The 23,790-nt window shown below is 60.6% G+C and carries 18 protein-coding genes; 9 read left to right on the forward strand and 9 right to left on the reverse strand.

Going from position 1 to position 23,790, the window contains the following annotated elements; all coding sequences use genetic code 11:
* Positions 1-25 precede the first annotated feature (25 nt).
* The 4 genes from AC3WTM_RS06095 to AC3WTM_RS06110 form a co-directional block, all read right to left on the reverse strand.
* The gene (locus AC3WTM_RS06095) at positions 26-310 is read right to left on the reverse strand and encodes a YceK/YidQ family lipoprotein (RefSeq protein WP_090451603.1); all 285 of its coding nucleotides are present in this window, start codon (positions 308-310) and stop codon (positions 26-28) included.
* Complete coding sequence (gene ubiX, locus AC3WTM_RS06100; RefSeq protein ID WP_095941968.1) at positions 303-935, reverse strand: flavin prenyltransferase UbiX; 633 nt, start codon at positions 933-935, stop codon at positions 303-305. The genes AC3WTM_RS06095 and ubiX overlap by 8 nt, the downstream gene beginning before the upstream one ends.
* The gene (gene mpl / locus AC3WTM_RS06105; RefSeq protein ID WP_102670766.1) at positions 932-2,281 is read right to left on the reverse strand and encodes a UDP-N-acetylmuramate:L-alanyl-gamma-D-glutamyl-meso-diaminopimelate ligase; all 1,350 of its coding nucleotides are present in this window, start codon (positions 2,279-2,281) and stop codon (positions 932-934) included. Before mpl ends, ubiX begins: the two co-directional genes overlap by 4 nt.
* Positions 2,282-2,452: 171 nt before the next feature.
* Positions 2,453-4,366, reverse strand: a complete 1,914-nt coding sequence (locus AC3WTM_RS06110; protein ID WP_102670765.1) for a sigma-54-dependent Fis family transcriptional regulator — start codon at positions 4,364-4,366, stop codon at positions 2,453-2,455.
* A 299-nt stretch (positions 4,367-4,665) separates the two neighbouring features.
* On the opposite strand from AC3WTM_RS06110, the gene exaC reads away from it, so the two are divergent.
* From exaC to AC3WTM_RS06155, 9 genes are all read left to right on the forward strand, one after another.
* Positions 4,666-6,186: an acetaldehyde dehydrogenase ExaC gene (exaC, locus tag AC3WTM_RS06115; protein WP_034148108.1), complete on the forward strand. Its 1,521-nt coding sequence runs from the start codon at positions 4,666-4,668 to the stop codon at positions 6,184-6,186.
* Between the two features lie 271 nt (positions 6,187-6,457).
* Positions 6,458-7,831, forward strand: a complete 1,374-nt coding sequence (eat, locus tag AC3WTM_RS06120) for an ethanolamine permease (RefSeq protein WP_102670764.1) — start codon at positions 6,458-6,460, stop codon at positions 7,829-7,831.
* Between the two features lie 102 nt (positions 7,832-7,933).
* Positions 7,934-9,328: an ethanolamine ammonia-lyase subunit EutB gene (locus tag AC3WTM_RS06125; protein ID WP_102670763.1), complete on the forward strand. Its 1,395-nt coding sequence runs from the start codon at positions 7,934-7,936 to the stop codon at positions 9,326-9,328.
* An 8-nt stretch (positions 9,329-9,336) separates the two neighbouring features.
* Entirely contained in the window at positions 9,337-10,161 is an 825-nt protein-coding gene (gene eutC / locus AC3WTM_RS06130; RefSeq protein WP_102670821.1) for an ethanolamine ammonia-lyase subunit EutC, read from the forward strand.
* Between the two features lie 114 nt (positions 10,162-10,275).
* Complete coding sequence (locus AC3WTM_RS06135; protein WP_102670762.1) at positions 10,276-10,737, forward strand: GNAT family N-acetyltransferase; 462 nt, start codon at positions 10,276-10,278, stop codon at positions 10,735-10,737.
* A gap of 270 nt (positions 10,738-11,007) precedes the next feature.
* A complete protein-coding gene (locus AC3WTM_RS06140) occupies positions 11,008-11,664 on the forward strand; it encodes a DedA family protein (protein WP_102670761.1) in 657 nt (218 codons plus the stop codon).
* Between the two features lie 4 nt (positions 11,665-11,668).
* A complete protein-coding gene (locus tag AC3WTM_RS06145; RefSeq protein ID WP_102670760.1) occupies positions 11,669-12,481 on the forward strand; it encodes a M90 family metallopeptidase in 813 nt (270 codons plus the stop codon).
* 113 nt (positions 12,482-12,594) lie between these two features.
* Positions 12,595-13,122 carry an inorganic diphosphatase gene (gene ppa, locus AC3WTM_RS06150; RefSeq protein WP_007990564.1) on the forward strand — a complete coding sequence of 176 codons (528 nt, stop codon included), beginning with the start codon at positions 12,595-12,597 and terminating at the stop codon, positions 13,120-13,122.
* 228 nt (positions 13,123-13,350) lie between these two features.
* Positions 13,351-14,097, forward strand: coding sequence for a LexA family transcriptional regulator (locus tag AC3WTM_RS06155; protein WP_102670759.1), 747 nt, complete (start codon positions 13,351-13,353; stop codon positions 14,095-14,097).
* Between the two features lie 337 nt (positions 14,098-14,434).
* Here the strand turns inward: AC3WTM_RS06155 and AC3WTM_RS06160 are convergent, their stop codons facing one another.
* The 5 genes from AC3WTM_RS06160 to AC3WTM_RS06180 are packed head-to-tail and all read right to left on the reverse strand — an operon-like array spanning position 14,435 to position 23,775.
* On the reverse strand, positions 14,435-15,247 hold the full coding sequence (locus tag AC3WTM_RS06160; protein ID WP_102670757.1) for a YfaP family protein: 813 nt from the start codon (positions 15,245-15,247) through the stop codon (positions 14,435-14,437).
* 3 nt (positions 15,248-15,250) lie between these two features.
* Positions 15,251-16,870 (reverse strand): DUF2300 domain-containing protein, encoded by a 1,620-nt coding sequence (locus tag AC3WTM_RS06165; protein ID WP_102670756.1) that lies wholly within the window; start codon positions 16,868-16,870, stop codon positions 15,251-15,253.
* A 1-nt stretch (position 16,871) separates the two neighbouring features.
* Complete coding sequence (locus AC3WTM_RS06170; RefSeq protein WP_102670755.1) at positions 16,872-21,431, reverse strand: alpha-2-macroglobulin family protein; 4,560 nt, start codon at positions 21,429-21,431, stop codon at positions 16,872-16,874.
* Positions 21,428-22,066, reverse strand: a complete 639-nt coding sequence (locus AC3WTM_RS06175; RefSeq protein WP_173677929.1) for a DUF1175 domain-containing protein — start codon at positions 22,064-22,066, stop codon at positions 21,428-21,430. The genes AC3WTM_RS06170 and AC3WTM_RS06175 overlap by 4 nt, the downstream gene beginning before the upstream one ends.
* The gene (locus AC3WTM_RS06180; RefSeq protein WP_102670753.1) at positions 22,063-23,775 is read right to left on the reverse strand and encodes a DUF2138 domain-containing protein; all 1,713 of its coding nucleotides are present in this window, start codon (positions 23,773-23,775) and stop codon (positions 22,063-22,065) included. The genes AC3WTM_RS06175 and AC3WTM_RS06180 overlap by 4 nt, the downstream gene beginning before the upstream one ends.
* Positions 23,776-23,790 lie beyond the last annotated feature (15 nt).

Here is a 23,790-nt window from a genome sequence, read left to right on the forward strand (position 1 = left end):
CAAGCCCCCTCGCTACAACCCTCTCTTACAATCCACCCGTCGCCTGAAAACTCACCCCTATCACCGTCAGCAACGACAGCGGCAACAGCAGCGTGTCGAGCAACGCACTGGCCGGCAGATCAACACCCGGATAGCTCGGTGCTTCGGCGCCGAATCGGTCCATCGCACAGCACCCACCGTTCATTGCGTACAAATCCAGGCGAGTCCCGGCGTACACCACCGGCGCGCCCGGCTTGGCCGCATCGAGGGTGCGCGCCGTGGCGCACCCGGCCAATTGCAGCGCCAGCACCATCACCAGCAGCTTATTCATCGCTGGTCAGATGATGCTCGCCCCAGCGTGGCAACATGTCCTGAGGAATATTGAGCAGGTTAAGGATCCGCGCCACGACAAAGTCGATCAGGTCATCGATGGTTTGCGGTTGATGATAAAAGCCCGGCGATGCCGGCAGAATCGTCACGCCCATGTTCGACAACTTGAGCATGTTCTCCAGATGGATGCTCGAATACGGTGCTTCACGGGGTACCAGGATCAACTGCCGACGTTCTTTGAGCGTCACGTCGGCGGCACGCTCGATCAGGTTGTTGCAGGCACCGGTGGCAATAGCCGACAGAGTGCCGGTGGAACACGGCACCACCACCATCGCCGCCGGCGAACCGGAGCCCGAAGCCACTGGCGACATCCAGTCTTCCTTGCCATACACGCGAATCTGCCCGGCGGCAGCCCCCGTGTATTCGGTGAGGAACGCCTGCATCATTTGCGGCTTGGCCGGCAGCGTGACGTCGGTTTCGGTTGCCATCACCAATTGCGCCGCCTTGGAAATCAGGAAGTGCACTTCACGATCTTCCCGCACCAGGCAGTCGAGCAGGCGCAAACCGTACTGAGCACCGGAAGCGCCGGTCATCGCCAAGGTGATGCGGTCCGGGCCGTTGTTCATTTAAGCGCCTCGGCGAGTTTGCCGTGCAGGCCGCCGAAGCCGCCGTTGCTCATGATCACCACGTGAGTGCCTGGTTGCGCCTGACTCTTCACGCGTTCGATGATGCCTTCCAGGGAGTCGCTGACAATCGACGGCACGGTACACAGCGCCGCCGTGGCCGCCAGGTCCCAACCGAGGTTGGCCGGGGCGTACCAGATCACCTGATCGGCATCGATCACGCTTTCCGGCAATCCGTCGCGATGCGCGCCAAGCTTCATGGAATTGGAGCGCGGCTCGATGATCGCAATCAATGGCGCATCGCCGATGCGTTTGCGCAGGCCATCCAGCGTGGTGGCAATGGCGGTCGGGTGGTGAGCGAAGTCGTCATAAATGGTGACGCCACCCACTTCCGCGACTTTTTCCATCCGGCGCTTCACGCTTTTGAAGGCGCTCAACGCGGCGATGCCCATGGACGGCACGACGCCGACGTGGCGCGCCGCGGCCAAGGTAGCCAGTGCGTTGGCGACGTTGTGCTGACCGGTCATGTCCCACTCGACCACGCCTTGGGAAACACCTTCAAACATCACTTCGAAGGCCGAGCCGTCTTCGCTGAGCAACTTGACCTGCCACTGGCCGCCGGCACCCGTGGTCTGCACCGGAGTCCAGCAGCCCATCTCGATGACACGCTGCAGCGCCGGCTCGGTGGTCGGATGAATCACCAGGCCTTCGCTCGGAATGGTCCGCACCAAGTGATGGAACTGCCGCTCGATGGCCGGCAGGTCCGGGAAGATGTCCGCGTGATCGAATTCGAGATTGTTCAGGATTGCCGTGCGCGGGCGGTAGTGCACGAACTTGGAGCGCTTGTCGAAAAAGGCGCTGTCGTATTCGTCGGCTTCGATGACGAAGAACGGCGTGCCACCCAGGCGCGCCGACACCGAGAAATTCTGCGGCACGCCACCGATCAGGAAGCCCGGACTCATGCCCGCGTGTTCCAGCACCCAGGCCAACATGCTGCTGGTGGTGGTCTTGCCGTGCGTACCGGCAACCGCCAGTACCCAGCGACCTTGCAGCACGTGATCGGCCAGCCATTGTGGGCCGGAGACGTAGGGCAGGCCTTTGTTCAGCACGTACTCCACAGCCGGGTTGCCCCGGGACATGGCGTTGCCGATCACCACCAGATCAGGGGCCGGATCGAGTTGCGCCGGGTCGTAGCCTTGGGTCAATTCAATACCCTGGGCTTCCAGTTGAGTGCTCATCGGCGGATAGACGTTGGCATCGGAGCCCGTCACGTGATGGCCCAGCTCTTTGGCCAGAACCGCCATTGACCCCATGAAAGTGCCGCAGATACCAAGAATATGAATGTGCATAGTCGACCTCGTAAAACTTGGTCGCAGGTTAGCTTAGGGAGGGGAAAATCGCACCTGATGTTTCAGAGTTGAGTACGCCTTCGTCGGAACGCCGCCCGGAGCAAGCCCGCTCCCACGGGGACCGCGTGTACCCTGTGGACGCGGACTTGCTCGCGAAGGGTGCGACGCGGTTTACCGGGCGATACCGTGCTTGCGCAGCTTGCGATAAAGGGTATTGCGACTGACGCCCAGTTGCTCCGCTGTATGCGTCATATGCCAGCGCGTCTGCTCCAGCGCACTGAGTAACGCGAGCCGCTCGGCATCTTCCAGCGGATGCTCCGGCACCACTTCCATCGCCTGCACTACCGGCCGCGCCTGGCGAATCATCGCCGGTAAATCCTCCAGGCCAATCCGCCCGTCATCACACAGTGCTGCCAACGTACGCAACACATTTCGCAACTGCCGCACGTTACCCGGCCAGGCGAACCCCAATAAGGCCTCACGCGCCGGCCCGTCGATCGATACGGTTTCTCCGCCCGCCTCCTCGGCCAGCAAAAAATCGAGCAATCGGGATTTGTCGCTACGATCACGCAAGGCCGGCAACGCGACTTCCAACCCGTTGAGCCGGTAATACAAATCCTCACGGAAGCTGCCGTCCTGCACACGATCCAGCAACTTACGGTGAGTGGCACTGATGATCCGCACATTCACCGATTCCGGCTCGCCGCCGATCGGTACCACTTGCCGGTCCTCGAGCACCCTCAGCAAGCGCGTCTGCAAGGCCAGTGGCATGTCACCAATTTCATCGAGGAACAAGGTCCCGCCATCGGCTTGTTGCAACTTGCCGCGCATACCCTCCTTGCGTGCACCGGTAAAGCTGCCGCCGCGATATCCGAACAGCTCGCTTTCGATAAGGCTTTCGGGAATGGCAGCGCAATTGAGGGCGACAAAAGCTCTCTCCGCCCGCTGACTGGCGTGGTGCACCGCTTTGGCAAAGGCCTCCTTGCCGGACCCTGTTTCGCCGTTGATCAGCAGCGGTACGTCCCGCTCGTAGACGCGCAAGGCTTTGCGGAAGTCCGCCTGCAACGTCGCGTCATCCAGGCAAATGCCCGACAGACGCGGTGCTTGCGCAACCTTGGCCGCTGGCACCAACGGAGTTGGCAGCGGCCGCCGTGCCTCACCGCGCAATACCGCAAACAGCTTGCGACCATCACGGGTGCGTAACGGCCAACTGGCGGCGGCATTGGTGCTTGCGCGACCGAGCAACTCATCGAGCGAACAATCAAAAAACGCCTCCACCGGTTTACCCAGCAAGCCGCCGCGAATATGTCCCAGCAGGTTCAGCGCACTCTGGTTGACCGCGCAAATGCGCCCTTCCCCGTCGAACGCCAGCAGCCCTTCGCTGAACAAACCGACGGACTCGGCTTGCAAGTGAAAACGCAACAACCATTGGTTGTCGAAGCAACGCAGGAAGTAGCAGCTCTCGATCATCTTCGCCGACAGGTTGACCAGTGCCATGGTGTGGAACTGGCTTTGCCGCGACACATCGCGCCGCGCCGACGACACGTCGAGCACCGCCAGCAATTCGCCATGGGGATCGAAGACCGGGCTCGCCGAGCAGGTCAGGCCGGTGTGGCGGCCGCGAAAGTGTTCGTCCTGATGGATGGTCAGCGACTGACGCTCCACCAGACAGGTGCCGATACCGTTAGTGCCTTCGCAGGCCTCGCTCCAGTCGGCCCCGAGCCAAAGGCCCGCGCGCTCGAAGATCTGTCGTTCGGCGGGCGCGGTGACGCAGTTGAGGATCACACCGCGGGCGTCGGTCAGCAGCACTGCATGGCCGGCGCCGGAGAGCTGTTGATGCAGGCTGGTCATTTCATTGCCGGCGATGTGCAGCACTTGCTGCAAGCGCTCGCGGCTTTCCAGGACACGACCATGTTCCAGCACCGTCGGCGCGATGCTCAGGGCCGGATCGAGATGATAGTCCTCAAGGCAGCGCAGCCAGGAACGGGCGATGGACGGATCGCTACCCGGACCGTGCAGGTGGGTCTTGCCCTGGGTCACCGTCAATACTTGCTGGGCATGGCGACTCAAATGGTTGTCTTGCATTTCTTATTATTCTCCCCGGGGCTCGGCGACCCGTGCATGAGGTGATGCCGAGCATCCTCCAGCCCGGCCCGCATTGCAATGCCTGCAAGACCGGCTGGTCACAAGCTGTGCCACAAAGGGTACAAAGTGTCACCCAGGCTGTACCGAAAGCGTCACAGGCGCTACCCGCCCGTCCGACAAAAACCTCGCAAGGCCTTGATTTACCTGACATGCAAGGCACTGGCCCGCCCCTTGCTCTACGCTTAAAGCAAGCGCACATGCGCGACTCCCTATAAGCACAAAAGCAAGGAGAGACCACCATGCGTTACGCTCACCCCGGTACTGAAGGCGCTATCGTTTCGTTCAAAGCCAAATACGGTAACTACATCGGCGGCGAGTTCGTCGCGCCTGTCAAAGGTCAGTACTTCACCAATACCTCGCCAGTGAATGGCCAACCGATTGCCGAATTCCCCCGCTCCACGGCCGAAGACATCGACAAGGCCCTGGACGCTGCCCACGCGGCGGCCGATGCCTGGGGCGCCACGTCCGCCCAGGCACGTTCGCTGGTGCTGCTGAAAATCGCCGACCGCATCGAACAGAACCTGGAACTGCTGGCGATCACCGAATCCTGGGACAACGGCAAAGCCGTTCGCGAAACCCTCAACGCCGACATCCCTCTGGCCGCCGACCACTTCCGCTACTTCGCCGGTTGCATCCGCGCCCAGGAAGGCAGCGCCGCCGAAATCGACGGCAACACCGTGGCCTATCACATCCATGAACCGCTGGGCGTGGTCGGGCAGATCATTCCGTGGAACTTCCCGATCCTGATGGCCGCCTGGAAACTCGCCCCGGCACTGGCTGCCGGCAACTGCGTGGTACTCAAACCCGCCGAGCAAACCCCGCTAGGCATCACCGTGCTGGTCGAACTGATCGGCGACCTGCTGCCACCGGGCGTGCTGAACATCGTGCAAGGCTTCGGCAAAGAAGCCGGCGAAGCCCTGGCCACCAGCAAACGCATCGCCAAGATTGCCTTCACCGGCTCGACCCCGGTCGGCTCGCACATCATGAAATGCGCGGCCGAAAACATCATTCCGTCCACCGTGGAGCTGGGTGGCAAGTCGCCGAACATCTTCTTCGAAGACATCATGAAAGCCGAACCATCCTTCATCGAGAAGGCCGCCGAAGGCCTGGTGCTGGCATTCTTCAACCAGGGCGAAGTCTGCACCTGCCCTTCCCGGGCGCTGGTGCAAGAGTCGATCTACGACGAGTTCATGGCCGTCGTGATGAAAAAAGTCCTGCAAATCAAACGTGGCGACCCGCTGGACACCGACACCATGGTCGGCGCCCAGGCGTCCGAACAGCAATTCGACAAAATCCTTTCGTACCTGGAAATCGCCAAGGGCGAAGGCGCCGAGTTGCTGACCGGCGGCAAGGTGGAAAAACTCGAGGGCAACCTGGCGAGCGGATACTACATCCAGCCGACGCTGCTCAAGGGCACCAACAAAATGCGCGTGTTCCAGGAGGAAATCTTTGGCCCGGTGGTGAGCATCACCACCTTCAAGGACGAAGCCGAAGCCCTGGCCATCGCCAACGACACCGAGTTCGGCCTGGGCGCCGGCCTCTGGACCCGCGACATAAACCGCGCCTACCGCATGGGCCGCGCCATCAAGGCCGGTCGGGTGTGGACCAACTGCTACCACCTGTACCCGGCGCACGCCGCGTTCGGCGGGTACAAGAAGTCCGGCGTCGGTCGTGAAACCCACAAGATGATGCTCGACCACTATCAGCAGACCAAAAACCTGCTGGTGAGCTACGACATCAATCCGCTGGGCTTCTTCTAAAACCGGGGGCGACACAGTTAACTCTGTGTCGCCCTTTCTACCGCCTTCGCGAGCAAGCCCGCTCCCACAGGTTTTTGTGGTGAATCCAGCTGTTGAGACCTGACACAGAACCCTGTGGGAGCGAGCTTGCTCGCGATAGCGACTTAAATGACACAACACAAAAGGCTGGCCGCTCTGGCACGGGCCTTGCGTACCCGTCATTCAGGAATTGCACCCAACCCGTCGCACCCGAAAGTCCAAAAGATCGAACAATAAAAATTAGAGAGGACTTATGACTACTTCTTCCACACAGCTCAAACCCACACTCGGCACCCTGCATTTATGGGGCATTGCCGTCGGCCTGGTGATTTCCGGCGAGTACTTCGGCTGGAGTTACGGCTGGGGCACCGCAGGCACACTGGGTTTTCTCGTCACCGCGTTGATGGTGGCGACGATGTACACCTGCTTCATCTTCAGTTTTACCGAACTGACGACTGCAATTCCCCACGCTGGCGGGCCGTTTGCCTACAGCCGCCGGGCCTTTGGTGAGAAAGGCGGGTTGATCGCCGGCATCGCCACCCTGATCGAATTCGTCTTTGCGCCACCTGCCATCGCCATGGCCATCGGTGCCTACCTCAACGTGCAATATCCGGAACTGGACCCGAAGATCGCCGCCGTTGGCGCCTATTTCGTGTTCATGGGCCTGAATATCCTAGGTGTCAGCATCGCGGCCACCTTCGAGTTGGTGGTCACCGTGCTGGCAGTCGCTGAGTTGCTGGTATTCATGGGCGTGGTCGCCCCGGGCTTCAGCTTCAGCAACTTCGTGCTCAATGGCTGGTCGGGTTCGAACGAGTTCACGATGGGCTCGATTCCCGGGATTTTTGCGGCGATCCCCTTTGCGATCTGGTTCTTCCTCGCCATCGAAGGCGCGGCCATGGCCGCCGAGGAAGCCAAGGACCCGAAACGCACGATCCCCAGAGCCTATGTCAGCGGCATTCTGACCCTGGTGTTCCTGGCCATCGGCGTGATGGTGATGGCCGGCGGCGTCGGCGACTGGCGTCAACTGTCGAACATCAACGATCCGCTGCCCCAGGCGATGAAAGCCGTGGTCGGCGATAATTCGACCTGGATGCACATGTTGGTATGGATCGGTCTGTTCGGTCTGGTGGCAAGTTTCCACGGGATCATTCTTGGCTATTCCCGGCAGTTCTTCGCCCTGGCTCGCGCCGGTTACCTGCCCAAGGGGCTGGCCAAACTCTCGCGCTTCCAGACGCCACATCGGGCGATTCTGGCCGGCGGCGTGATCGGCATCGCGGCGATCTACAGCGACGGTCTGGTCAACCTGCAAGGCATGAGCCTGACGGCTGCGATGATCACCATGTCGGTATTCGGCGCCATCGTGATGTACATCATCAGTATGCTGAGCCTGTTCAAGCTGCGTAAGACCGAACCGAACCTGGAGCGCACCTTCCGCGCGCCGGGCTATCCGATCGTGCCGGGGATCGCGCTGTTTCTGGCGGTGGTGTGCCTGGTGGCGATGGCCTGGTTCAACACCTTGATCGGCCTGGTCTTCCTCGGCTTCATGGTTGCCGGGTACCTGTACTTCCAGTTGACTGCCAAGCAACGTTCCGAGGCACCGGCAGACGCTATGCTCGAAGGTATCTGAATGCACCGGCACCGGGCTCACTGCCCGGTGCCGGCCATATTGAAGTGCACGCAGTTCCCACAGAAAAAGCAGATCGCAGTAATTATTGGAGGACTCCGCCCCATGGCCGCATTCGCCCATTCCGTCGGCGCCCAGACCTATCGCTTCGACAGCCTCAAGGATGTGATGGCCAAGGCCAGCCCGGCGCGCTCCGGGGATTTTCTGGCCGGCGTCGCAGCCCTCAATGACGGCGAGCGCGTCGCGGCACAGATGACTTTGGCCGATATTCCGCTATCCCACTTCCTGCAAGAAGTGTTAATTCCCTATGAGTCCGATGAAGTCACCCGCCTGATCATCGACACCCACGACAAACAAGCCTTCGCGGTCATCAGCCACCTTACCGTCGGCGGCTTTCGCGATTGGCTGCTCAGCGATGCTGCCGACGAGCAGGTTCTGCGCGCCCTCGCCCCCGGCCTGACCCCGGAAATGGTTGCCGCCGTGTCGAAGATCATGCGCGTGCAGGATCTGGTGCTGGTGGCGCAGAAAATCCGTGTGGTCACGAAATTCCGCGGCACCCTCGGCCTGCGCGGTCGACTGTCCACGCGCCTGCAACCGAACCACCCCACCGACGAACCGGCCGGTATCGCCGCAAGCATTCTCGACGGCCTGCTGCACGGCAACGGCGATGCCATGATCGGCATCAACCCGGCCACCGACAGCATCGCCTCGATTTGCGCCATGCTGGAAATGCTCAACGCGATCATCCAGCGCTACGAAATCCCGACCCAGGCGTGCGTGCTGACCCATGTCACCACGTCGATCGAAGCGATCAATCGCGGCGTCCCATTGGACCTGGTGTTCCAGTCAATCGCCGGCACCGAAGCGGCCAACGCCAGTTTCGGCATCAACCTCAATATATTGCAGGAAGGGTACGACGCAGGTTTGAGCCTCAATCGCGGCACGCTGGGCCAGAACCTGATGTACTTCGAAACCGGCCAGGGCAGTGCCCTGTCGGCCAACGCCCATCACGGCGTCGATCAGCAAACCTGCGAAACCCGGGCCTACGCCGTGGCGCGGCATTTCAAACCGTTTCTAGTGAACACCGTCGTCGGCTTCATCGGCCCGGAATACCTGTACAACGGCAAACAGATCATCCGCGCCGGTCTCGAAGACCACTTCTGCGGCAAATTGCTCGGTGTGCCCATGGGTTGCGACATCTGCTACACCAACCACGCCGAAGCCGACCAGGACGACATGGACACCCTGCTGACCCTGCTGGGCGTCGCCGGGATCAACTTCATCATGGGCATCCCCGGCTCCGACGACATCATGCTCAACTACCAGACCACTTCGTTCCACGATGCGCTTTACGCCCGGCAGACCCTGGGGTTGAAGCCCGCACCGGAATTCGAACAGTGGCTGGCGAGAATGGGCATCTTCACTCAAGCCGATGGCAGGGTTCTCTTCGGCGACAGCCTGCCGCCAGCCTTCCGGCAGGCCTTGGCGCAACTGGGATGAGCATTGACATGGATAAATTACCCTTCGATCCACACAACCCTTGGCTGGAGCTACGACGCCTGACGCCGGCGCGAATTGCCCTGGGCCGCACCGGCACCAGCATTCCCACCCGCGCACAACTGGACTTCCAATACGCCCACGCTCAAGCGCGGGATGCGGTGCACTTGCCGTTTGACCATGCCTCCCTCAGCGCGCAATTGGCCGAACGTGATCGCGAGTGCCTTTTGCTGCACAGTGCGGCGACGGATCGCAACTCGTACCTGCAACGCCCCGACCTGGGGCGAAAACTCAGTGATGCCTCGGCGCAGACCCTGCGTGATTACGCGGTGGCTCATCCGGGAGGCGTGGACCTGGTGATCGTGGTCGCCGACGGCCTGTCGGCATTGGCCGTTCATCGCCATACCCTGCCGTTTCTGGCGCGCTTCGAAGAGCAAATGACCGGCGACGGCTGGACTGTTGCGCCAGTCATACTCGTAGAACAGGGCCGGGTGGCCGTCGCCGATGAGATCGGTGAGTTGCTTGGCGCAAAAATGACCGTGATCCTCATCGGCGAGCGCCCTGGCCTCAGCTCCCCGGACAGCCTGGGATTATATTTCACCTACAATCCCAAGATCGGACTTACCGATGCCTACCGTAATTGCATCTCCAATGTCCGGCTCGAAGGCCTGAGCTACGGCATGGCGGCACACCGTTTGCTGTATTTGATGCGCGAAGCCTGCCGGCGGCAGTTGTCAGGGGTCAATCTGAAGGACGAAGCGCAGGTTCAGACACTGGACTCGGACACGGGAGGCGACATGAAAGGAAATTTCCTGCTCGGACCGCCGAATGCCTGAACCGTTTGCGCATTGCACATTCGTACCAGTTTCAGGCAGGATCGTTGCGCGGCCGCCAAGGGTTTCCCATCGCCGTCAGAGACGTAAGACAGCCACTTGAAGACGAGACCTACCATGCGGATTATTCAAGCGACCCTCGAACACCTGGACCTGTTGACCCCCTTGTTCGTCAAATATCGCGAGTTTTATGGTTCCCTGCCGTATCCGGACTCGTCCCGGGCGTTCCTCGAGAAACGCCTGCGTCGCAAGGAGTCGGTGATCTACCTGGCGCTGTCCGATGATGACAGCAACAAACTGATGGGTTTCTGCCAGCTGTACCCAAGCTTCTCCTCGCTTTCGCTCAAACGTGTGTGGATCCTCAACGATATTTATGTCGCCGAGGACGCCCGCCGCCAGTTGGTGGCCGACAACCTGATCCGCACCGCAAAAAAAATGGCCAAGGAAACCAATGCCGTGCGCATGCGTGTTTCCACCAGCAGCAACAACGAAGTCGCGCAGAAAACCTACGAGTCCATCGGATTCAAGGAAGACACTGAATTCAAGAACTATGTGCTGCCGGTCAGCGACGAACTCTGAATCACCTGCACCCTGCTCGCGATGGCATCGACTGGATTACACTGGTCCAACGAAGTAACGGCATCGCGAACAGGTTCGCTTCCACCTGTTCGTTATCAAACATCAGCCCTGTCATGACATTCCCCGCTACAATCTCGACGCGATTTTCACCACTCGCCTCGTATAATCCCGATATTCCCGGCTTGTAAGAAAAACTACCCCTATCCGTAGTCTTACGCGAAGTCATCCGCACAGGTCTGCTGAGTCGGGCCGTCACCACAGGTGCTTTCCATGGATTTCAACCCGATCGATATTGTCCTGCATCTCGACGTTTACCTCGACATGCTTGTAACCAACTACGGGGCATGGATCTACGCCATTCTGTTCATGGTGATCTTTTGTGAAACCGGCCTTGTGGTCATGCCCTTCTTGCCGGGCGACTCCCTGCTCTTCATCGCTGGCGCCGTGGCGGCCGGTGGCGGCATGGATCCGGTACTACTCGCCGGCCTGCTGATGCTCGCGGCGATCCTGGGCGACAGCACCAACTACATCATCGGACGAACGGCAGGTGAAAAGCTGTTCAGCAATCCAGACTCGAAGATCTTCCGTCGTGACTACCTGCAACAAACCCACGACTTCTACGACAAGCACGGCGGCAAAACCGTGACCCTGGCGCGCTTCCTGCCGATCATCCGTACTTTTGCACCGTTCGTCGCAGGCGTGGGGAAAATGCCTTATCCACGTTTCTTTGCCTTCAGCGTGCTGGGCACCATCCTATGGGTCGGTGGCCTGGTGACGCTCGGTTACTTCTTCGGCAACGTGCCGTTCATCAAGAAGAACCTGTCGCTATTGGTAGTCGGCATCATCCTGCTCTCGCTTGTGCCGATGATCATTGGCATGGTGCGTAACCGCCTTGCCGGTTCGAATTCCAAAGCCGAATCGCGCTGACACGATGTGGTCCCTGAGCGCCTGGCGTCGCCGGCGCACCCTGGCAAAGCACCCGATTGCCGACGACATGTGGCAACGGGTGCGCCATCACCTGAGTTTTCTCGATGGCATCAGCGCCGCCGAAGACCAATGGCTGCGCGAAGCCTGCGTGCTGTTCCTCGAAGACAAGCACCTGAGCGCCCTGCCCGGTGTCGAACTGCATCAGGAACAACGCTTGCTGCTCGCCGCCCAGGCGCAATTGCCGCTGCTGCACCTCGGCGACCTGAACTGGTATCAGGGCTTCCACGAAATCATCCTCTACCCAGACGACTTCCTCAGCCCACAGCGCCATCGCGATGCCAGCGGTGTCGAGCACGAATGGGACGGTGAGCACAGCGGTGAAGCCTGGCAGCAAGGCCCGATCATCCTCGCCTGGCCCGGCGTAATGGCCAGTGGAGGCTGGGAAGGCTACAACCTGGTGATCCACGAACTGGCGCACAAGCTCGACATGCTCAACGGCGTCGCCAACGGCCTGCCACCGCTGCATGCCGATATGCGCGTCAGCGACTGGGCCAACGTCATGCAAGAGGCCTACGACGACCTCGACCGGCAACTGGAACGCAATCCCGATGCCGAAACTGCCATCGATCCGTATGCCGCTGAAAATCCTGCCGAGTTCTTCGCCGTCACCAGCGAATACTTCTTCAGCGCCCCGGATTTGCTGCACAAGGCTTATCCACAGGTGTACCAACAGTTGAAGATGTTCTATCGCCAGGATCCGTTGGCGAGATTGAAGCAACTTCAGGCGCATGACCCTGTCTATCAGGCACACCAGTGAGCGCCATACGACTTCTGGTCCATGGCGTCGACACAGGAATATGCCTATAATCGCCGCCACTTTTTGGTCAATCCGGCCAAGTGTTTTTGGTCAACTAACGGGGGCAACGCCCAATGAGCTACAGCAAGATTCCGGCTGGCAAAGACCTGCCGAACGACATCTACGTCGCGATCGAGATCCCGGCCAACCACGCGCCGATCAAATACGAAATCGACAAAGACAGCGATTGCCTGTTCGTTGACCGTTTCATGGCCACCCCAATGTTCTACCCGGCCAACTACGGTTACATCCCGAACACCTTGGCTGACGACGGTGATCCCCTCGACGTGCTGGTCGTAACCCCTTACCCGGTTGCTCCAGGTTCGGTGATCCGCGCCCGTCCGGTCGGCATCCTGAACATGACCGACGACGGCGGCGGCGATGCCAAAGTCATCGCAGTCCCACACGACAAGCTGTCCCAGCTGTACGTCGACGTGAAGGAATACACTGACTTGCCAGCGCTGCTGATCCAGCAGATCGAGCACTTCTTCGCGAACTACAAAGATCTCGAAAAAGGCAAATGGGTGAAGATCGAAGGCTGGGCCGGCGCAGACGCCGCCCGCGAAGCGATCACCAAGTCGGTCGCTGCCTACAAAGGCTAAGCCCGACTGCAGGCTTTTAGCTGCAAGCAGCAAGAAAAACCCCGGATAATCCGGGGTTTTTTGTGGGTGTCTGACAAGCACACAAAACACTACGTTTAAATACGCCCTCCAATGGTTTTGCTTGTTTAAAATCCACTTGGAGCGTCTTACATCCGGTCGTAAATTTCCCGTAAAATTTGAACGGGGTGTTTATTCAAACCCTGGTTAGCCGCCAGTAGACTCGCGTTCATGAAAAAGAACACTAGCGGCCCACGCTTCAAAGCGCTCCTAGAAGCAGCGAACATCACGACCACCGGATTTGCCGAATTCCTGGATACGGCTCCGCAAAATGTACATAACTGGTACACCCGCGGTGTGCCTGCCCATTGCATGGAAGAAGTCGCCAGAAAACTCTCCGTCAGCAGCGACTGGCTGAAAACCGGCGAAGGCTCGAAAGACGCCCAACACCTGCGCCTGCTCGACGAGTCCGGCAACACCTTCAATGCCCAGACCATCCGCGGTGTCTACACGGTCATAGAGCCTGTCGACGTCGAACTGCCGTTCCTCAAAGAAGCTGTCACCGCCCCGGGATCCAACAAAACCCATGTCATAGAAGACCCCGAGAAATCCATCCGCCTACCCCGCAGCCACCTCGACTCCCTGGAAATCAACCACGCCGATGCCATCTGCACCCTGATGAGTGGCAATAGCATGGGTGAGAAAATTGAAGACGGTTCGACCCTGGCGATTGACCGTGGCCTGACCCAAATTGTCGATGGCGAAATCTACGCCATCGAACATGACGGCATGCTGCGCATCAAGTACCTGCACCGACTACCGGGCAACTCCCTGCGACTGCGCAGCCACAACCGCGCCGAATACCCGGATGAAATCTTCAGGGCCGCACAAATCGAAGAGCAGAACATCAGGGTGCTGGGCTGGGTGTTCTGGTGGTCGACCCTGAACAAACGACGGCCGACGGTGCCCTTTCTTTAAGCGTTCCAGAACGCCCATCGGCCACCCACCCGGGTGGCCAAACGGCTCTGCCCGGCACTTCCCGCTGGGAATTTCCGTAAAACCTGCGTATGCTGCGCCCCACATTTGTGCATCGATCCGCCCTGCGGCTCAGATGCACTGGCCTGGCAGATGACTTTCTCACCAGGTCCCACAGCCGGACGCAAGATCCGGGTGTACGTTTTGAAGGCTGGCGCGGTTTACCAAAAATGATCCAAGCCAGTCCCCGAGAAGCCGGCCACAAGCCGGCTTTTTAATGCCTGAAAAAAGTTAACTGCCCAGAACCTGCATTTGTCTCAACAGCGCTGTCACTTCCCCCTCACGGATAACTAAACCCCTTCACCAACGTCAACTCCCCCACCGCGCGCATCGGCACCAGGAACGTCTCCATCTTCTCGCTCGGCGTGCCTTCCTCGGTAATCACCGTCACCTGCGCCGTGGTCAGCGCTTGCACCGCATCTTCCTGCCCCTCCTCATCACTGCTGTAACCGCCGCCGAAGTAGTTCACATACACCAGATATTGCCCCTTGATCGGCGCAGGCATGGCGAAGATTTCCGGGCCGTAGCCGGTGGTGACGTCGACGTCGAGCGCTGCGCCGTTGGGGACGACGCGGTCGCCGTACCAGACATGCGCGCCATCGGGGGTAATCAGGTGCAGGTCGAGGTCCGTGCCGTCGCTGTCCCAGGACAGCAAAACGCGCAACTTGGCCGGGGTCGCGCCGCCGCTGCTGTTGAGAAATTGCGTGCGCTGACGTTGTTGGCCATCAGGGCTGCGAACCTCGACACTGTTGCTGCCGTTGGGGAATGAGAACGGGCGATCGAAGCGCCCGGCCGGGTCGATTTTCAGCGGCATGCTGACCCCGTTGACGATCAGCCGGCCGGGCTCTGTGGATTTGGCTGTAGCTTTGATCTGCCCGCTGATGCGAGCCGTGTTGGCCTGCCCTGTCGGAGTATTCACCGATGAAGCCGGGTAGTTGACGGTCTGCCGGAAGTTTTCCCCTTCACCCTCAGGGGCGCCGGTGCGCCAGCCGCCTACGGGGGTGTCGAGTTTGACGCTGTCAGCCGCCATCACCGATGGCAACGCCACCAGCGAACAGAGCAACAGCAAGACCTGTGGATAACGGAGTTTCATGGTCTATTCCAGCAAGAGGTGGCGGGCGAGCCCTTCGATGTAGGTTTCATCCTGGCCATTGGGGTGTGCTTCGAAGGCCAGGTGCAGGTATTCGTGGGTCAGGTCGAGGCGGTCTTGCAGTGTCTGCGCGCCACGCACGTAGATACGCTGACGTTCGCGGTCGACATAGGGGCGGCCGAATGCCAGGCGGCATACGGCGAAGGTGCTGACTTCGTTGTAGCCGGTTTCGCTTTCAAGTTTTTGGCGCCAGCCGCGCCGTTGTTTCTGCAGCCATTCTTGTGCGGCAGGTAACGCTTCGCAGGAGGCGACCGGGTTGTCCCAGCGACTGAGGCTGGCGCGTGGGTAGGCGTGCATCAGGATGGCGTCGTAGCGCTGGCCGGCACGGGCCTGTTCGACGGCTTGCTGCCAGGACAGCTTGTCCGGGCCGGGTTGATCGGAATGGTAGGTGATGGTGCTGCCGGCCAGCACCAGGTCGCTGGTCCAGGCGGCGATGTCGCGAGACTCGGATGACGCCGGACGCGGTGCGACCCGCTGACGACTGCTGCTGTCGTCGATGCTCAGGCAGTCACCGCTGCGCGTGGCGTTTTGCAGCAGGTAAGTGCGGATGGCCACGGCCAGGGCTTTGGCGGCTTCGACCGGTTCGGTACTGGCTTCGCGCTGGAGCACACGGGCAACGTACTCTTCGCGATCCAGACGAGCCACGAGCTTGTCGCTCAGCAGAAACAGTTCACCGTCGCTGTGGATATCCAGCGCATTACCGTTGGCGAATTCGACGCGGTAGTCACCCTGCAATGCCCCGGAAGTCACTGCGGTGCCCCCTGACAGCACGCGCCGAAGTGGATAGCGAGAGAACAGGTCGACCTCTACGCACTGCCCTGCATCCACAGGCCATGCAACAGGAATCACCGTAGACAGTGCCTGCGCGTAATCTCGAAGAACCCGTTGACTGGTGCCACGCCCGCCAGCCCAGACCGGTGTACCGTCCGCCGTCCAACCGGCAAATCCGCCCTGTCGCGATGTTGCATCCTGATCCGCCAGCCAGCTCCAGGTCTTCACCCGCAGACGGCTTCCCAGTTCGCCGACGACATGGCCATCGGCGGCATTGAGCATCACATCGAGCAGCACACGCCGGGCGTGTTCCTGCGCCGGCAGCGCGGCCAACATCTTCAACAGTTCCGCCACCGAAACCCGGGTAGCCGGTTGCAACGAAGGCAAATCCAGCAACCATTGCGGCGCCTGCCGCGTCTGCCAATAGGCTCGCCAGTCGGCATCGCCGATGCCCAACCGCGCGGGTTCGAAATACAGACCGCATGACTTCACCAATGCCTGATCACGCTCGATCCTGCCGCCCGCCGTGCAGCAATAAACCTCTTCCTTCAACTGGCCCCGGCATTCATAAGCCGGCTCACGCGCGCCGGTGTCCACCAGCCAGGCGTAGACGAACAACTTCCACACACTGCCCAATGGCGACTGCAACGTCTGCGGCAACGGCTCGCGGGTGATCACCTGCGTTCGACTCAGCGACAACAAATCGCCCTTGAAGGCCAGGCGCAAAGGTTCGTCCTGCGCCGTTGCCAGCACAGGGATCAAACACAACAACCAACCAATCAGCCGCCTGTGCACGTCAGTGAACCGTGACCTGGCCAAGGGCTGCCTTTTGTTCCATCGCCTGATGCTGCGGCGTATAAACCTGAGTGAAACGCACCGGCGGCAAGTTGAACCGCCCTTTCTGCGAGAAACGCACCAAATGCCGCAGGCGCAATTCACCACTCAAGGCATCGACCGGAATGGCGTAAGCCATTTGCCCCGGTTCGAAACGCGCCTTCTCCAGCGACGTCGGCTCGGTGCCGGCTTTGCCCATGAGCTTGATGCCCCAGGTCGTGCGCTCGACATCGGCACCCGGTGGCAGCGGCACTTCCAGCAGGCCATAGCGCAGTGGTTTGGCGGCTTTGCTGGTGACGATCACTTCATCGAGATAGAGGTTGTCGCTGGACAGCGGCGCGTTGCCGACCGCTTCGAGTTTGAAGGTGAAGGCTTCGTCCCCCGGCACCAGTCGCGACAGGCGACGAGTGACGGTCACGGCCATCGGATCGAACGCCGGTTGCTGGCTGCGGTAGCTCAATGCAGCCCGCAGCGGACGCTCTTGCACCCCGGTCAGCGTCAATACCGTCGGCACAGGCGCAGGCCCCTGCCACGTCCAATACATCTCACCAGAAACCCCGTACCGCTTCTTCCAGCCTTCACCCGGCGCCAACGCGATAGTAGGCGATGCCTGCTCGATGCTGCGTTGCAGCCAGGTGAGCGCCAATGCACGCTCCAGGGTCGATTGCTGCGGCAATAGACGTTGCAACAACGCTCGAGCGTGAGTCTGATCGAAAGGTTGCAGCGACAGGTTCAGCGCCTCGGCAAACGGCTGGGAACTGACCGCCAGACGTTGCTGCGCGTCGGCCAGTTGCCGATTGAACGCGTCCGGTAAAGCGACCTTCGCTTGCCTGGCCAACGATGCCGTCAGCACGCGTGCAGCCGCCAGCCCCAAGGCTGAATCCGGATCGCTCATGACGAGGCTGTCTTCGCCGTTCTCCATCAGGTTCGCGGCGGTGCCCTCGCCCGCTTTCGCCAGGTCGTCCATCAAGCCACTGAGCAAGGTGTTGACCGGCAACTGCATCTGTTTGGCGAACGACAGGATCAACGCCCGCTGCAACAACGGCGTGTTCTTCGCCTGTTTGGCGTAGACCTCCAGCACCCGCTGCCAATGCTCCGGCGCCAGGCTCAGTTCCAGCACCTGGCTGGCGTGCCAGTCGGCGTAATAGGCATAGGCGGTGAGGAATGCATCCGGCTCGCCATCCATGCCCCACCAGGTGAAGCTCGCCGAAGGGCCGGCCATTTGTACCAGACGCAAGCGACTGTTTTGCATGATCAGACGCAGGCGATCACGGATCTGCGGATTCGCCGCCAGCGTCGGGTAGGCGATGCTCAATGGCAGCAGGCCGCTGGCGGTCTGCTCGACGCCACCGTAGGGGTAGCTCAACAGATCGTCGAGTGCAGAACGGAACAATGCTTGCGGACTGTCGTCCAGACGCAGGCGGATATCACTGGCGTCTGTCGGCAACGTCAGCGGCGTATCGCCCTCACCCACATCAAGGCTCTGGGTTTGAGTCACCTGCCAGCCTTCACCGGTCGCACTCAGGCGCACCGCCAGGGCATCAGCGGTTTTGCCATCCTGCACCAGCTCGGCGCTCCACTCGCCATTGACCAGTTCAAAGGTCGGCAACGGGATATAGTTGATGCCACTGTTCAGAGTTACAGGCACGCGTTGTTCGTTGGCGGCGTAACGGGTCACCAGTTCGGCCTTGACCGGTTTCTCGGCCTGACTGAAGGCGAACACACCGAGGTCCGGTTTGTCACCGGCGCGGAATCTGGTCGGCCCGCTCCACTTCAGGTACAGCGGTTTTTCCGAGCGTACGAACTGCTTCTTCTGCCCGACCTGACCGTCATCGGCGATGGCCCTGACAGTGATGCGCCAGCGGGTCAGGGAGTCGGGCATCTTGAAGGTGAAGCGGGTTCTGCCGTTGGCATCGGTCAGCAATTCAGGTTGCCACGCAGCCGTGTCGACGTCTTCGCGGCGCGGCCGCTCCAGCACCTTCACGCCGCGCTCACTGCGATTGGCCTTGCCCGGTGCACCGGGGCTGCCCGGCAAGGCAACGTCATAACTGATGAACGACAAACTGGCGCTGGTGCGCACGTTGTTGCGCCGTGGGTGATAGAAGAACTGGTCGATGCTCGGCGCGACTTCCGGTTGCAGGGCGTAAACCATTTCATCGACCACGCTGACCGTCAGGTGCGCGGGAATCGCTTTGCCGGCGAACCGGGTGGTCAGGTCTACCGAGACGGTTTCACCCGGCAGGTAGGTTTCTTTGTCGGTGGCGATTGCCACGTCGATCTGTGGCGTTACCACCTTGATGCCGGCGTTCTGGAAACTGTATTGGCCGCCCTTGGTGTACAACACCGAGAAGGTCAGGTTCGGCGCGAAACCGTCTTTCACCGGGATGCGCGCGCGGTATTGGTTACCGCTGAGTTTTTCCATCGTCAGCCAGTCGCCGCCCTTGGAAAGTAGCGCAGTGGCTTCGACCTTGTCGCGCTCCAGAGATAACAGCGCATCGCTCACTGGCTCGGGGAAAGTGATCAGCGCCAGCGCTTCATCGCCAGCGATGTACTCGGGCTTGTCGAGGACGACTTCCACAGTGCCGGGTACGGCTTTGACACCTTCTCCGGTCACCGAATGGCCGGTGGCGCCGACCGCCCGGCCATGATCATCCTTGAGCGTCAGGTTGTAGGTGCCCGGCCGGTCAAAGGCCAGGGTGAAACCTTTGTCGGTTACCGCGAGTTTGCCTTCGCCGGTACTCTGGTCCTCCAAACGCACCCAGCCATAGCTGCCTGGCGTAACGGCATCGGCCTGCTCGCCGTCGCGGGCATAGCTGAAGGCAACCTTGTCACCCACCGCGCTGAAACGTTGAGGCGCGCTCAAGCGGAAATTCGCTGCGCCACGGTCGATGAGGATTTCCTTGGTGGTCTTGACCCGATACGCCGCACCGTCGCTGGCAAACACCGTGAGCATGTAGCGACTGGGCTTGTCCGCTGCCGGCAAGTCGAGGGACGCGCTGCCCTTGGCGTCGGTGGTCAATTCGGTGCTGGTCAGCTCCACCGGAAATTGCCCGAGGTATTGCAGTTCATTGTCGACCATCGACAGCTGTTGGGCGCGCAGGCTCAGGCTCAGTTTCGCATTGGCCACCGGTTTTCCGTCCGGGTACAGCAGCACAAGGTTGCCCTTGACCGCTTCGCCAGTACGGTAATCCTGCTTGGCCAGGTTGAGCGAAATCTCGAAGTGCGGCTTGATGTATTCAGCGACGCGGAAGGCGCTGCTGTAAGCCTGACCCTTGTAGTTGAAACGCAGTTCATAGCCACCGGCCACAGCGTTATCGGGCAACTGGAATCGGCCCTGGGTGCCAGCCTTGGAATCGAGCTTCAGATCGAGGGATTGCAGCGCCGTGCCGGTCGCATCCAGCACGGTCACATTGACGTCGGCCGCGCTTGGCTGCACCGAGTCCCGCGCGTTCTTGAACTCCCGCCCGACGATTTTCAGCGACACCCAATCCCCCGGTCGATACAGCGGCCGGTCGGTGAAGGCATAGAGTTTGGTGTAGTAGATTTCGCTGTCGTAGTAGAAATTCTCGGAGACGAACACCCCGCCCTCTTCGTCCTCGCCGATCACGAACGAACGCTCAGGGCTGACGTGTTTCAAGCGCAGCAAGCCATCGGTATCGGTGGCGCCGCTGCTCAATACACCCAGGCCATCGGTCCACAGCACATTGACCTTCGGCACCGAACTGCCTTCGTGTTTGCGCGCGGCCCACACCAGCAATTCGTCACCGGCGATCTTGCTCACCGCCACGGTGTTGGAGACGAACACCATGGTGGTGGCGCGGTACTTGCCGATCAGCGCTTCCACCAGATAAAGACCCGGTTTCAGATTGCCCAGCGGGATGTACACGTTGCCCGGCGCGACGCTGACGAACTCGCTGGAAGAACCGGCCAGGTTCACCCCGGCAGGTGGCTGGATCGGCTTGGCCTGCCACAACGGATAACGGAACTGGCTGACCACCGGCAAACCCGGTATCAGTGCAAATTGCGGCTGCGCATCGTAGGGCGTTGGCGCGGCCATCGCGTTGCCCATCTTCAGTTCCGGCACTTCCTCGATGACTTGTTTACGCGACTCGTAGGAAAACGCCCGCTGCATCACCCGACGGGATTTGCGATACCAGTTGTCCCACAGGTACGCGAGGGTATTGGACAGGCCTTCACCCTTGAACTGGCCATCGCTGACCACCCGATGCAGGTTCTTCTGGCGCTTGAGGAAGTCCAGCGGCTTGTCGATGCGATACACCCGAATATCGGCGCCGCCGTAGGGCTCCATGCGAAACCGGCGATAGTCGCGACCCGGCGCTTCAAGGCGCACCATCGCCTGTTCATCGCTGGCAAAGCTGCTGTCGGCCAGCAGGAAAAAACTCTCGCCGGCCACTGGCGCATAGCCGCTGGCCGGGACCGAGTCTTCGGCGTTTACCGCCGAGAACGGCAGCACCAATACCAACATCAGAGACAGAAAACGCAGCATGCGGGCACCGGTCATTGGGAAAGAAAATTCAGTCGATAGACGCCGATGAAGTTGGGGTTGGCTGCGTCGGGTATCCATCGGGTGTCCTTCCATGTCATGAGTTGCTGCAGGCTTGCCGAACGCATGCCGTTGTCGGTGGGTGTGCTGGTGCCGGTGTGATAGGCGATGTAACGGCCCATCCAGATCATCAGGTGCTGGTCGTCGCCCTGGTCGAAAAACATCAGGTCGCCAGGGCGCGCTTGAGACACATCGCGACTGACCAGATGGCTGTTGAACTGGATCAATTTGATCGCATTGACGTATGGCCCGACCTTGCCGCCGCCCTGCTGCCATTGCTGGGCAAGACCGCGCTGGGTGTCGCTCAATTGCAATTCCGGCGGCAGGTAACGATTGGACAGGCCATTGCTGCGCAGCCATTTGTCGTCATGGACTTTCAGCGCTTCGTTAGCGGCGAAGCGCACCAGCCCGGCACAGTCTTGTTGATACCAGCGCGGGCTCGGGCCCTGGCTCAGTTGCTCCTGGGCAATGCGCACGAACCAGGCACGAAACACCTGGGATTGCTGTGGGTCGAGCGACGGTGCCTCGACAGCGCGGGCACCCGCGCTCAGCAACAACGCCAGCAGGCCGAGACTTCGGATCAATGCCGTCACAGGGCTTTCCACTCCAGCGGCAGCCACTGCCAGTGGCCGTCTGGCTCGCTGCCTTCGGGCAAGGTCAGGGCGTATTTACCGTAGCCGCCGAGTTTGCGCAGTTTCGGGATCAGGTAGGCTTGCGCGGCGTTGTAGAACACCGGCTCCATGTCCTGGGGCAGGCTGTCGAGGGTTTCCTGCTGCATCAGTTGCACCATGGAATCCGGGCCGAAATAGACCGGCATCAGCAGGTCCTTGGGCACCACGTCGGCCATCGGCGGGAAGCGTTTGTCGAGGGTGCCGAGGGCCTTGTCCACAAGTTTGTCGTCGAGGGAAAACAGCAGCGTCGAACCATGCCGCGCCAGGCTGACTTTCATGAACGTCTTGCCGGTGATCGCGTCGGGGTTTTCGGCCTCTTTGGCCGCATAGGGACCGAAACTGGAGCTGACCTGACGTCGCCACTGATGGCTCTGACCTTCCTGCTTTTCCACCACCGGGAAGGCACCGTCTTCGACTTTGCTCTCGTAGGCACCGACCATCGAGCCAAACAGGCTGCCCAGATCTCCATCGAGTTTGCCGCTGTCATCATCGTTGAGACTGGCCACCAGCAAGGGCGTGTACAACCGCGAATCGGCATACCAGCACAAGCCCGCCGCGCCGGCCATGTGTTCGGTCAGCGCCTGGGCCACCTTCTCCTGCGCACCGAGTTTCACCAGCAGCGGTTTCTGTTGTTCGGCCGCCAGCGGCAACGCCACACAAGCGCTAGCGCCCATGGGCATGGCTTGCCAGATCGGTTTGAAATCAAAGTCTGGCTGATTCTCCAGTTCATCCATGGCCAGGAAGCTGTGCCAGCCCTTGTCGTCCATGTCAAAACGCAGGCCGGCGAAGTTAGGAATGAAACGCTGGTAACCCATGGCCAGCACGCTGGCATTCACCGACAGGCGTTGTTTCACCTGCGGCGCGCGCGGCGGCAGGCCGAAGGCTTCGGGAAACAGTTTGTCGCCATTGAGCAGCGCAGCAATGGCCGTGGTCGACACACTGCCCGATTCTTCCGTTGCGCCACTTTGCGGATCGTAGAGTTTCGCCGGATTGGACAACACCACCAGTTTGTCGCCATGGGACGCGAACAGCAGCGCCTTGCTCGCGTTGTAGTTGAGTTGATAGAGCGCCACGTCGTCGGTTCCGACCTTCACGTCAGCGACCTTGCTCAGCTGCGAGTCGCCCAGCGCCACTTTGGCCAGCGGCTCCAACACCTTGGCCAGCCCGCCGCGATCCATCACCAGCAGGAAATCCTTGAGCCGCCCATCCGCCCCGCGCCACAACGCTACGTCGGCAGGCTGATCGAACAACTGCTCGATCAAGGTGTCCTGCAGTTTCAGGTCGTGTTCGTAGATGATCCGCCGCAAGCTGCCGATCAAGCCCAAGCGATCGGCATGGGTTTCGTAATAGAAGACGAAATCTTCGGTCAGGGTTTCCTTGAGGAACGGCACCGCCAGCAAGTCCTTGGGCAACTGGCTCAGGGAGTGGGTTTCCAATAGGCCATCCGGGCGACTCATGCCCAGTTTGTCACTGGCCAACACGGGGGTCGGGGCCTTGGGTTTGTGCATGAACCACCCGATCCCACCGGCCACGACAACGACCAGGCATAACCCGATCAACAGCGTCGGCCAATGCAGAGAGGATTTGGCCGCCGAGGCACCAGCGGCTGGGGTAACAGTGCTATCACTCATGTTCACAAAACCCGA

Source organism: Pseudomonas sp. EU05-FHT14B02 (assembly GCF_058791055.1).

What these genes read in the sequence shown, in the direction of transcription:
- AC3WTM_RS06095 (WP_090451603.1), bottom strand. Translation starts at nt 310, where the DNA reads ATGAATAAGCTGCTGGTGATGGTGCTGGCGCTGCAATTGGCCGGGTGC.
- ubiX (WP_095941968.1), bottom strand. Translation starts at nt 935, where the DNA reads ATGAACAACGGCCCGGACCGCATCACCTTGGCGATGACCGGCGCTTCC.
- mpl (WP_102670766.1), bottom strand. Translation starts at nt 2,281, where the DNA reads ATGCACATTCATATTCTTGGTATCTGCGGCACTTTCATGGGGTCAATG.
- AC3WTM_RS06110 (WP_102670765.1), bottom strand. Translation starts at nt 4,366, where the DNA reads ATGCAAGACAACCATTTGAGTCGCCATGCCCAGCAAGTATTGACGGTG.
- exaC (WP_034148108.1), top strand. Translation starts at nt 4,666, where the DNA reads ATGCGTTACGCTCACCCCGGTACTGAAGGCGCTATCGTTTCGTTCAAA.
- eat (WP_102670764.1), top strand. Translation starts at nt 6,458, where the DNA reads ATGACTACTTCTTCCACACAGCTCAAACCCACACTCGGCACCCTGCAT.
- AC3WTM_RS06125 (WP_102670763.1), top strand. Translation starts at nt 7,934, where the DNA reads ATGGCCGCATTCGCCCATTCCGTCGGCGCCCAGACCTATCGCTTCGAC.
- eutC (WP_102670821.1), top strand. Translation starts at nt 9,337, where the DNA reads ATGGATAAATTACCCTTCGATCCACACAACCCTTGGCTGGAGCTACGA.
- AC3WTM_RS06135 (WP_102670762.1), top strand. Translation starts at nt 10,276, where the DNA reads ATGCGGATTATTCAAGCGACCCTCGAACACCTGGACCTGTTGACCCCC.
- AC3WTM_RS06140 (WP_102670761.1), top strand. Translation starts at nt 11,008, where the DNA reads ATGGATTTCAACCCGATCGATATTGTCCTGCATCTCGACGTTTACCTC.
- AC3WTM_RS06145 (WP_102670760.1), top strand. Translation starts at nt 11,669, where the DNA reads ATGTGGTCCCTGAGCGCCTGGCGTCGCCGGCGCACCCTGGCAAAGCAC.
- ppa (WP_007990564.1), top strand. Translation starts at nt 12,595, where the DNA reads ATGAGCTACAGCAAGATTCCGGCTGGCAAAGACCTGCCGAACGACATC.
- AC3WTM_RS06155 (WP_102670759.1), top strand. Translation starts at nt 13,351, where the DNA reads ATGAAAAAGAACACTAGCGGCCCACGCTTCAAAGCGCTCCTAGAAGCA.
- AC3WTM_RS06160 (WP_102670757.1), bottom strand. Translation starts at nt 15,247, where the DNA reads ATGAAACTCCGTTATCCACAGGTCTTGCTGTTGCTCTGTTCGCTGGTG.
- AC3WTM_RS06170 (WP_102670755.1), bottom strand. Translation starts at nt 21,431, where the DNA reads ATGACCGGTGCCCGCATGCTGCGTTTTCTGTCTCTGATGTTGGTATTG.
- AC3WTM_RS06180 (WP_102670753.1), bottom strand. Translation starts at nt 23,775, where the DNA reads ATGAGTGATAGCACTGTTACCCCAGCCGCTGGTGCCTCGGCGGCCAAA.